Raw genomic sequence first — 9180 nt, 5'->3', positions numbered from 1 at the left:
TCGCTGGCGGCGCCGCCCATCACATGCGGCAGCACCGCGGTCACGGTGCCCGAGGTGCCCGATTCGGTCTCGACCGCCGTTTCCGCGCCGGATTGCGTGAACTGCTGCTCGCGTGCATCGAGCCATTGCTTGACATGGTCGACGCCGAACAGGGCGCCGGCACAGACCACGGCCGCGACCAGCGCGAGCCAGACCCAGCGCCCGCCGGTACCCGACGTGCCGCTGCTGCGAAAGCGCCGGCGGTCGTCGAAGCTCGCGTTCAGGCTGCCCTGGCGGCGGATCGCCACCTCGGGCGCCGGCGGCGCGGCCTGGGCATGGAAACGGGCCAGCAAGGCGTCGATGTCGACCTGCAGCAGGCGCGCGTAGGCGCGCATCAGACCCTTTGCGAACGTCAGATCGGGCAAGGCGTCGACATTGCCGGACTCGATCGCATCGACCTTCTGCGCCGGCACCTTCAGCCGCACACCGACGTCGTGTATCGACAGCCCCTGGGCCGCGCGTGCCTTCGCCAGGCTCGCGCCGATCTCCTGTGCGACCGCGTTGGCGCTGCCGCTCGCATTGGTCGAGACGGCCTGGCCCTCGGCGCGCTCGTGCTCATTCATCCCGTGCTCCTTGTTGGTATGCGCTTTCCCGCGAGTCCGGGAAGCGCCTATGTAATTGCGCCAGCAATGCCTGCTGTGCGGCCGCGTCTCCCTCGCGGTGCGCAATGCGCGCGCCCAGCCAAAGCGATGCCGGAGTGGCGAAGCGTCCTGCATTGACCTGCGCCACCTCGGCGCGGGCCCGCGGCAGATCGCCTTGTTTCCAATACAGCAGCCCGAGTTGCGTGTGCGCGGCGGCCCGGGTCGCGGCGTCCGCGGAATCCGCGGCGGCCGTCGTGTCCGGCCGGGCCAGCGCCGAGGTCAGGCTGCGGTGCGCCGACTCCAGATCGCCCTGGCGCAGCTGGCAGGCGCCCAGGCTGGTCAGCATCCTGGCTGCACCGCCGGACGAAGAAGCCGTCACCGCGGCCGTCACCGCGCGCTGCAGCTGGGCCAGGCCTTCGGCGTAGCGCCCCTGCTCGCACAGCAGCCAGCCATAGTTGTTCAGCAGATCGCCGTCGTCCTGGCGGCGCGACAGGGCGGCACGAAAGCTCTGCTCGGCCTCGGCGGGCCGCCGCAGCGCCATCTGCGCCAGCGCCTGGACGTGATAGGCATCGGTCAGGGCCGGATCGAGCGCGATCGCCTGTCGGGCCTCATCGAGCGCGATCGCGCCCTGGCCGGCCTGCAGATATTGCGTGGCCAGCTGCAGCCGCAGCGCGGCGCGCTCGCGCGCATCCGCCGGTGTCGGGCTGGCGTCCCGTGCCTGCGGCGCCTGTTGTCCCGGGGTGGCCCGGGTGCCGGATGTGCCCGTCGACTGGCACGCCGTCAGCAGTGCCAGCCCGGCCAGAACCACGGCGGGCAGACCGGCAGGCAGACGCCTCATGCAGATCGCGCCTCCCCGCCCGGCGCCGCCACTACCGGCGGAATCTTGCCGAAGCGGCCGCGCTCGGCAAGCCGGGTGCGATCCTGCACGCGGCCCTCGGCGGCGAGCTGGCCGCAGGCGGCGTCGATATCGTCGCCGCGCGTCTTGCGGATCGTCGTCACGATGCCGGCGTCCATCAGCACCTGGGCGAAACGCCGGATCTGCTCGTTGTTCGAGCGCTTGAGCCCCGATTCGGGGAAGGGATTGAACGGAATCAGGTTGAACTTGCATGGCACGTCGGCCACCAGCTTCAACAATTCCCGCGCATGCTCGACGCCGTCGTTGACGCCGTCCAGCATGCAGTATTCGAAGGTGATGAAGTCGCGCGGGGCGAACTCCAGATAGCGGCGGCAGGCCGCCATCAGCTCGGCCAGCGGGTACTTGCGGTTCAGCGGCACCAGCCCGTCGCGCAGGGCATCGTTCGATGCGTGCAGCGACACCGCCAGCGCGACCGGCAGGTCCTTGGCCAGGCGGTCCATCATCGGCACCACGCCGGACGTGGACAGCGTGACCCGGCGGCGCGACAGCCCGTAGGCGTTGTCGTCAAGCATCAGCCGCATCGCCGGCACGACCTGGTCGTAGTTCAGCAGCGGCTCGCCCATGCCCATCATCACCACGTTCGAGATCACGCGATCGTCCTTCGGGCCGCGCCCCAGCTGGGTGCGCATCGCGAATTCGGCCATCCACAGCTGGCCGATGATCTCGCCGGTGGTCAGATTGCGCGAAAAGCCCTGCTTGCCGGTCGAACAAAACCGGCAATTGACCGCGCAGCCGGCCTGCGAGGAAACGCACAGCGTGCCGCGCGTTTCCTCGGGGATGTAGACCATTTCGACCGCATTGCCGTTGCCCACGTCGAGCAGCCACTTGCGCGTGCCGTCCGCCGACACGTGGTCGGTGATCACGGACGGCGCGCGGATTTCGGCGCGCGTGGCCAGCTTCTGGCGCAGCGACTTGGCCAGGTCCGACATCTCGTCGAACTGGCTGGCGCCGAACTGGTGGATCCAGCGCTGCAGCTGCCGCGCGCGAAACGGCTTCTCGCCGAGCTCGCCGCAATACGTGGCGAGCCCGTCCGCATCCAGATCGAGCAGGTTGACGAGAGCGTTCATGACGGCAGCGGGGGCTTCGGGTAGCAGTCTAGTGTCCGGGTTCAGGCCAGACAATCAGCGCGAGTAAACGTTCATGCCGGGGAAGAAGAACGACACTTCGACGGCCGCGGTTTCCGGCGCGTCGGAGCCGTGCACGGCGTTGGCGTCGATGCTGTCGGCGAAATCGGCGCGGATCGTGCCCTTCTCGGCCTTCTTCGGATCGGTGGCGCCCATCAGCTCACGGTTCTTGGCGATCGCGTTCTCGCCTTCCAGGACCTGGATCATCACGGGGCCCGAGATCATGAAGTCGACCAGATCCTTGAAGAACGGACGCTCCTTGTGCACGGCGTAGAACTGCTCGGCTTCGCCGCGCGACAGGTGCGCCATCTTGGCGGCCACGATCTTCAGGCCGGCGGCCTCGAAACGGGCGTAGATCTGACCGATGACGTTCTTGGCCACGGCATCCGGCTTGATAATCGACAGGGTGCGTTCGATCGCCATAAAAACTCCGAAAAATGAAGGGGTTACCAAATTGGGAAACACAAGATTCTAGCACGAGACCCCAATCGTTTCGAGAGCCGGCGGCGGCGAAACGATCGGGGCGGCGTCCGGCAGATTATCGCGGCGCACGGTCGCCGCGATATGGGACAAAGGGACGGGAACACCGGGCCGCCCGGCTGATCCAAGGCAACGAAAGCGCCTCATCTGTTCCTCGACGGTTTCGCGATTTTTAGTGCTCGGTAAATCACTCTGCACTTGCAATCGTGCAAGGACGATGCCACATTGGCGAGGTGTCCGCCGGCGCTTCCGGCACCGCCCTTTGAATGAGGAGTCATCATGAACGACAAGCTGAATACCTATGGTTTCGGCAATGCCGGCGCGACGGCGGGAGCCGTCACCGTCCGCAATCGGGTCCTGCGCAATACCTATTGGCTGCTGGCGCTCTCGATGGTGCCGACCGTGCTCGGCGCCTGGATCGGCGTGGCGACGGGCTTCAGCTTCATGGCCGCCAGCCCGGGCCTGTCGCTGATCCTGTTCCTCGCGATCGCCTTCGGCTTCTTCTTCGCGATCGAGAAGACCAAGAACAGCGCCATGGGGGTCGTGCTGCTGCTGGCCTTCACCTTCTTCATGGGCCTGATGCTGTCGCGGATCATCGGCTCGGTGCTGCAGTTCTCGAACGGACCGGCGCTGATCATGTATGCGTTCGGCGGCACCGCGGCGGTCTTTGCCACGATGGCGACCGTCGCCACGGTCAGCAAGCGCGATTTCTCCGGCCTGGGCAAGTTCCTGTTCGTCGGCGTGATCCTGCTGATCCTGGCCAGCGTGGCCAACATCTGGCTGCAGCTGCCCTCGCTGATGATCACCGTCTCGGTGATCGCGATCGGCATCTTCTCGGCCTACATGCTGTACGACGTGCAGCGCGTGGTGAACGGCGGCGAGACCAACTACATCACGGCGACGCTGGCGATCTACCTGGACGTCTACAACGTCTTCGTCAACCTGCTGGCGCTGCTGGGCATCTTCGGCGGCAGCCGCGAATAGGCGACCGCCTCACCGCCATGACGAAGGGCCGGCAATGCCGGCCCTTTTTTATTGCCCCACGCGGTTGCCCTGTCGCTGGCCCCGGGCCGGCGGTTCGGGCCGATGGTCCCGGCCAATCTCGCCGCCCATCGCTCGCCCCCATCGCCCGCCCCCATCGCCCCGGACAACCGCCCCGAGGATCGCCCGATCAGGCCCGCTCGAATACCGCGATCGACTCCACGTGCGAGGTGTGCGGGAACATGTTGACCACGCCGGCGCCGCGCAGCCGGTAGCCGGCCTCATGCACCAGCAGGCCGGCGTCGCGCGCCAGCGTGGCCGGATTGCACGACACATAGACGATACGGCCCGGCAGCACGTCGCTGCCAGCCTGCGCCAGCTCGGCCAGCGCCTTGCTGACGGCCAGCGCGCCTTCTCGCGGCGGATCGACCAGCCAGCGGTCGAAACGGCCCAGCGCCGAAATGTCCTCGGCGCTGACCTCGAACAGGTTGCGGCAGGCAAAGCCGACCTTGTGCGCCAGCCCGTTGTATTCGGCGTTGGCCAGCGCCCGCGCCGTCAGCGCCTCGCTGCCCTCGATGCCCATCACCTCCCGCCCCTGCGTCGCCAGTGGCAGCGTGAAATTGCCGATGCCGCAGAAGAGGTCCAGCAGCCGGTCGCCCGGCTGGGCGTCGAGCAGCCGCAGGGCCCGCTTGATCAGCACGCGGTTGATCTGATGGTTGACCTGGGTGAAATCGGTCGGCTTGAACGGCATGCGGATGCCGAATTCCGGCAGCGTATAGGCCAGTTCACGATCGAGCGGATAGAACGGCACCACCGTATCCGGGCCCTTGGGCTGCAGCCAGAACTGCACGTTGTGGCGGTCGGCGAAGGCCCGCAGCAGGTCGCGGTCGGCATCGTTCAGCGGCTCGAGGATCCGCAGCACCAGCGCGGTGACATCCTGACCGACGGCCAGCTCGATCTGCGGCATGCGGTCGCGGATCGACAGCCCGGCCACCAGCTCGCGCAGCGGCACCAGCATCGCCGACACATGCGGCGGCAGCACCTCGCACGACGTCATGTCGGCGACATAGCTGCTCTTGCGCTCGTGAAAACCGACCAGCACCCCGCCCTTCTTGACCACGTGGCGCACCGTCAGGCGGGCGCGGTAGCGATAGCCCCAATCCGGTCCGGCAATCGGCCGGAACACCATCTCGGGCCGTATCTTGGCGAGGTGCCACAGGTTGTCTTCCAGCACGCGCTGCTTGATCGCGAGCTGGGCGCGCGCGTCGAGGTGCTGCATCGAACAGCCGCCGCAGACGCCGAAATTCGGGCAACCGGGCTGCACCCGCATTACCGACGGTTCACGGACCTCGACCAGATGCGCCTGCTCGTAGCTGGGCTTGCGCCGATAGCTCTGGTAGGCCACCGTTTCGCCCGGCAGCGCACCCTCGACGAAGATCACCTTGCCCGGCGTCCCGTCCTCGTTGACCAGCCGTCCCACGCCGCGCGCCTCCATGTCGAGGCTGTCGATCTTCACGGTCGGATGGGCCTGGGCCTCGGCGCCGGCGGCCGATGCGGCGGCGCCGCCACGCTTGCGGTTGGGAGCGGGCGAGGCGGCCGGTTGCTGCACCGGCTCAGGGGCGGATTGCGGGGAAGACACGGCTTGAGACACCAGCGGGACCTGACGTATTGTTTTGCGAAAGCGCGATTGTAGACCAGTCGCCGCGATCGGAACCGGCACGAACGGAACGGCAGCGATGCCGCCATCGTGCGCAGAACCGCCCCGGCGGAGGCAAGCGATGGAACTGATCAGTTGGAACATCCAGTGGGGACGCGGCTGCGACGGCGAGGTCGATCTCGCCCGCACCGTATCGACGCTGCGGGCGCTCGCCGACTTCGACGTGCTGTGCCTGCAGGAGCTGACGCGCGGCTTCGGCGAGATGCCGGGCAACCCGGGCGCGGACCAGGTGGCCGAGCTGGCCGCGCTGCTGCCCGGCTACCATCTGCTGTTCGCCCCAGGCGTCGACCGTTTCGGGCCCGATGGCGTGCCGCGCCAGTTCGGCAACGTGATCGCGACGCGCCTGCCGGTATGCGAGGTATTCCGCCATGCGCTGCCGTGGCCCGCCGATCCGACCGTCGCATCGATGCCGCGCGTTGCGCTGGAAGCGACCGTGATCGCCGGCACCCAACGGCTGCGCATCATCTGCACGCATCTGGAGTATTACTCGGCCCTGCAACGCAACGCACAGGCCGAAGCGTTGCGCGCCTGGCATGCCGAGGCCTGCGGGCATGCGGCAAGGCCGGGACCGGCGGAACAGCGCTTCGGCCCGTTCACGCCGGAGGCACGTCCACCCAGCGCCATCCTGTGCGGCGACTTCAACAGCAAACCCGGTGACACCGCCTACCGGCGCCTGACCGCGCCCTTCGACGACGGCACGCCGGCGTGGCGCGATGCCTGGCTGCATCTGCATCCGGGCCGGCCGCACGCGCCGACCTGCGCGCTCTACGACAAGGCGCAGTGGGACGAGCCGCCCTTCGCTTGCGACTTCATGCTGGTGACCGAGGATCTGCTGGAACGGGTGGTTCGTTGCGAGGTCGACGGCAGCACGCAGGCATCGGACCACCAGCCGGTGCTCCTGTCGCTGCGGGACTTTGAATAAGGGACAACCGGGAGCAACGCGGAGACGAACCGAGGGGCAAGAAACTGGCGGCGACGCGACTGTTCAGTCGATCTCTTCGTCGTCGGCCACGCGGCTGGACGGCTGCAGCTGGAAGGCGCGCAGATATTCCATCCATTGCGGCCCGGGCAGTTCCGCCAGCGATTCCTGCACCAGTTCGACCTCGGCATCGAACTCGCGTGGCGTCAGGCCGCCGCGCATCATCTGGAAGCGGCAGTACATCAGATACGTGTTGACGACGTCGGTCTCGCAATAGGCCCGGATCGCGCCGATCTGCCCCTGCTGGAACGCTTCCCACACCTTGCTGCCGTCCATCCCCATCTTGCCGGGGAAGCCGCACAGCTTGGCGAGGTCGTCCAGCGGGGCGCTGGCACGCGGCTGGTACATCGCCAGCAGATCCATCAGATCCAGATGCCGCATGTGGTAGCGGCTGATGTAGTTGTTCCACTTGAAGTCGCGGCTGTCGTCGTCGCGGCCCTCGCCCATTTCCCAATAGCGGGGCGCAGTGACGCCGTGGACCAGCCCGCGATAGTGCAGCACCGGCAGGTCGAAGCCGCCGCCGTTCCACGACACCAGTTGCGGACTGTAGCGCGCGATCAGTTCGTAGAAGCGCTGGATCAGCGTCGCTTCGCCATCGTCCTCGCTGCCGAGCGAGCCGACGTGGAACAGCGCGGTGCCGTCGCGCTGCGTGCGGCGCAGCACGCAGGAGATCGCGACCACGCGTTGCAGATGCAGGGGTAGAAAATCGCTGCCGGTCTTTTCGCGGCGGGCGGCGAAGGCCAGCTCCGCAACCTCGGCATCGGTGAGGCCCGGCGGATGGTCGTGCAGACGGCGCAGGCCGGCGACATCGGGAACCGTCTCGATGTCGAATACCAGCACAGGCGTCATAGAACCGCGTCCTTGCGCACCCCTTGCGAAGCGAAATGCCGCTTGAGCTTGACCAGCGCTTCCTGCTGGATCTGGCGCACGCGTTCGCGCGTCAGGCCCATTTCCTCGGCCAGCTCTTCCAGCGTGGCCGGCTCGATATGGTTCAGGCCGAAGCGGCGCTCGACGACATAGCGGTGCTTCTCGGACAGCCGCGCCAGCCACAGCTTCATCAAATTCTCGAGCTCGCGGTGCGCGACCTCCTGATCCGGCGCGGCATTGTGCTCGTCCGACAGGAAGTCGAGCAGGCTCGAGCCTGGATCGAGATCGAACGGCGTATCGAGCGAGGTCGTGTGTTCGTTCAGTGCGAGGACGTCCTGCACTTCGTCGGGGGTCTTGCCGAGCAGATGCGCGATGTCCTCGAGACTGGCATCGCGTCCGTCGGTACCGCCCTTCTCCAGATGCCGCTTGGCGCGCAGCACCTGATTGAGTTCGCGGATCACGTGCACCGGCAGGCGGACCGTGCGCGCCTGGTTCATGATCGCGCGCTCGATGCTCTGGCGGATCCACCAGGTGGCATAGGTCGAGAAACGGAAGCCGCGCGAGGGATCGAACTTCTCGATCGCATGCATCAGGCCGAGGTTGCCCTCCTCGATCAGATCGAGCAGCGGCACGCCGCGATTCAGATAGCCCTTGGCGATGCTGACCACCAGCCGCAGGTTGCGCTCGATCATGACCTGACGCGCGGAGAAATCGCCGTCCTTGGCCAGCGTCGAGAAATGGAGTTCTTCGGGAGCCGACAGCAGCGGCTTGATGCTGATGCGGTTCAGATAGTGCTGAACGGTATCGGCGGCGAGTTCGGTATGCAGGGCGCTGCGGAATTCGTCCTGCTCGGTGGCGACCGCTTCGGTCGCGCCCTCTTCCTCGTCGCTCTCGCGCTCGCCTTCGTCATCGTCGCGCGCGACCGCGTCGCCGTCGTCGGCCATCAGATCGGTCTCGCGCAAACCGACCGAGCCCGCGCCGGGCGCGATCGGTTCGTCGGTCAGGGGAATCAGCTCGGCCGCCAGATCGTGATCGTAGCCATCGGCTTGACCGTCACGATGTGCCACACCAGAACGTGCTTCCGGTTGCTTGGCACGACGGGTGCGGCTGACGGTTCCGGAGGAGACTGTTTTCTGGCGTGGCATGAACCCTCACTGTGGCGGCAAATACCGCATCGGATCGACCGGTTTCCCGTTCCTGCGAACTTCGAAATGCAGTTTCACGCGATCGGCATCGGTATTGCCCATCTCTGCAATTTTCTGACCCCGGCGGACCGTTGCCTGTTCGGTCACGACGACCTTGTCGTTGTGGCCGTAGGCAGTAAGAAAAGTCTCGTTGTGTTTGATGATGACAAGATTCCCGTAGCCGCGCAAGGGGCCTACGTGAATCACCCGACCGTCGTCCGCGGCGAGCACCGCATCGCCGCGCTGACCGCTGATATCGATGCCCTTGTTGCCCTTTTCGTCGAAGCGTCCGAGCAGCGAACCGCGCGCGGG

10 protein-coding genes are annotated in these 9180 nt (G+C 66.8%); 2 read left to right on the top strand and 8 right to left on the bottom strand.

The genetic code is table 11. From position 1 onward, the window contains the following. From AC6EI8_RS20655 to ndk, 4 genes are all read right to left on the bottom strand, one after another. Positions 1-602: helix-turn-helix domain-containing protein (locus AC6EI8_RS20655; protein WP_498382745.1), on the bottom strand; the 602-nt coding region annotated here is incomplete at its 3' end. Continuing rightward, positions 595-1458 carry a tetratricopeptide repeat protein gene (locus AC6EI8_RS20650; protein ID WP_223819752.1) on the bottom strand — a complete coding sequence of 288 codons (864 nt, stop codon included), beginning with the start codon at positions 1456-1458 and terminating at the stop codon, positions 595-597. The genes AC6EI8_RS20650 and AC6EI8_RS20655, both read right to left, overlap by 8 nt. Further along, the gene (rlmN, locus tag AC6EI8_RS20645) at positions 1455-2603 is read right to left on the bottom strand and encodes a dual-specificity RNA methyltransferase RlmN (RefSeq protein ID WP_150084095.1); all 1149 of its coding nucleotides are present in this window, start codon (positions 2601-2603) and stop codon (positions 1455-1457) included. The genes AC6EI8_RS20650 and rlmN overlap by 4 nt, the downstream gene beginning before the upstream one ends. Positions 2604-2657: 54 nt before the next feature. Further along, positions 2658-3083: a nucleoside-diphosphate kinase gene (gene ndk / locus AC6EI8_RS20640; protein ID WP_149319166.1), complete on the bottom strand. Its 426-nt coding sequence runs from the start codon at positions 3081-3083 to the stop codon at positions 2658-2660. 336 nt (positions 3084-3419) lie between these two features. Between ndk and AC6EI8_RS20635 the strand changes: the two genes are divergently transcribed. Next, positions 3420-4124 carry a Bax inhibitor-1/YccA family protein gene (locus AC6EI8_RS20635; RefSeq protein WP_149319167.1) on the top strand — a complete coding sequence of 235 codons (705 nt, stop codon included), beginning with the start codon at positions 3420-3422 and terminating at the stop codon, positions 4122-4124. A gap of 187 nt (positions 4125-4311) precedes the next feature. On the opposite strand, the gene rlmD is transcribed toward AC6EI8_RS20635, so the two are convergent. Further along, on the bottom strand, positions 4312-5829 hold the full coding sequence (gene rlmD, locus AC6EI8_RS20630) for a 23S rRNA (uracil(1939)-C(5))-methyltransferase RlmD (RefSeq protein ID WP_370639583.1): 1518 nt from the start codon (positions 5827-5829) through the stop codon (positions 4312-4314). A gap of 70 nt (positions 5830-5899) precedes the next feature. Here rlmD and AC6EI8_RS20625 point away from each other — a divergent pair, with 70 nt between their 5' ends. Next, positions 5900-6760 carry an endonuclease/exonuclease/phosphatase family protein gene (locus AC6EI8_RS20625; RefSeq protein ID WP_498382744.1) on the top strand — a complete coding sequence of 287 codons (861 nt, stop codon included), beginning with the start codon at positions 5900-5902 and terminating at the stop codon, positions 6758-6760. A gap of 63 nt (positions 6761-6823) precedes the next feature. Here the strand turns inward: AC6EI8_RS20625 and AC6EI8_RS20620 are convergent, their stop codons facing one another. The 3 genes from AC6EI8_RS20620 to AC6EI8_RS20610 all read right to left on the bottom strand — a co-directional run. Beyond that, the gene (locus AC6EI8_RS20620; RefSeq protein WP_150084092.1) at positions 6824-7666 is read right to left on the bottom strand and encodes a 3'-5' exonuclease; all 843 of its coding nucleotides are present in this window, start codon (positions 7664-7666) and stop codon (positions 6824-6826) included. Next, positions 7663-8829 (bottom strand): RNA polymerase sigma factor RpoS, encoded by a 1167-nt coding sequence (rpoS, locus tag AC6EI8_RS20615; protein WP_149319171.1) that lies wholly within the window; start codon positions 8827-8829, stop codon positions 7663-7665. The genes AC6EI8_RS20620 and rpoS overlap by 4 nt, the downstream gene beginning before the upstream one ends. Before the next feature lie 6 nt (positions 8830-8835). Further along, positions 8836-9180: peptidoglycan DD-metalloendopeptidase family protein (locus AC6EI8_RS20610; RefSeq protein ID WP_498382743.1), on the bottom strand; the 345-nt coding region annotated here is incomplete at its 5' end.

Source organism: Cupriavidus sp. R6-3 (assembly GCF_059772245.1).
Note: the sequence above shows the minus strand (reverse complement) of the source record. Positions and strands in the feature narration are given on the sequence as shown.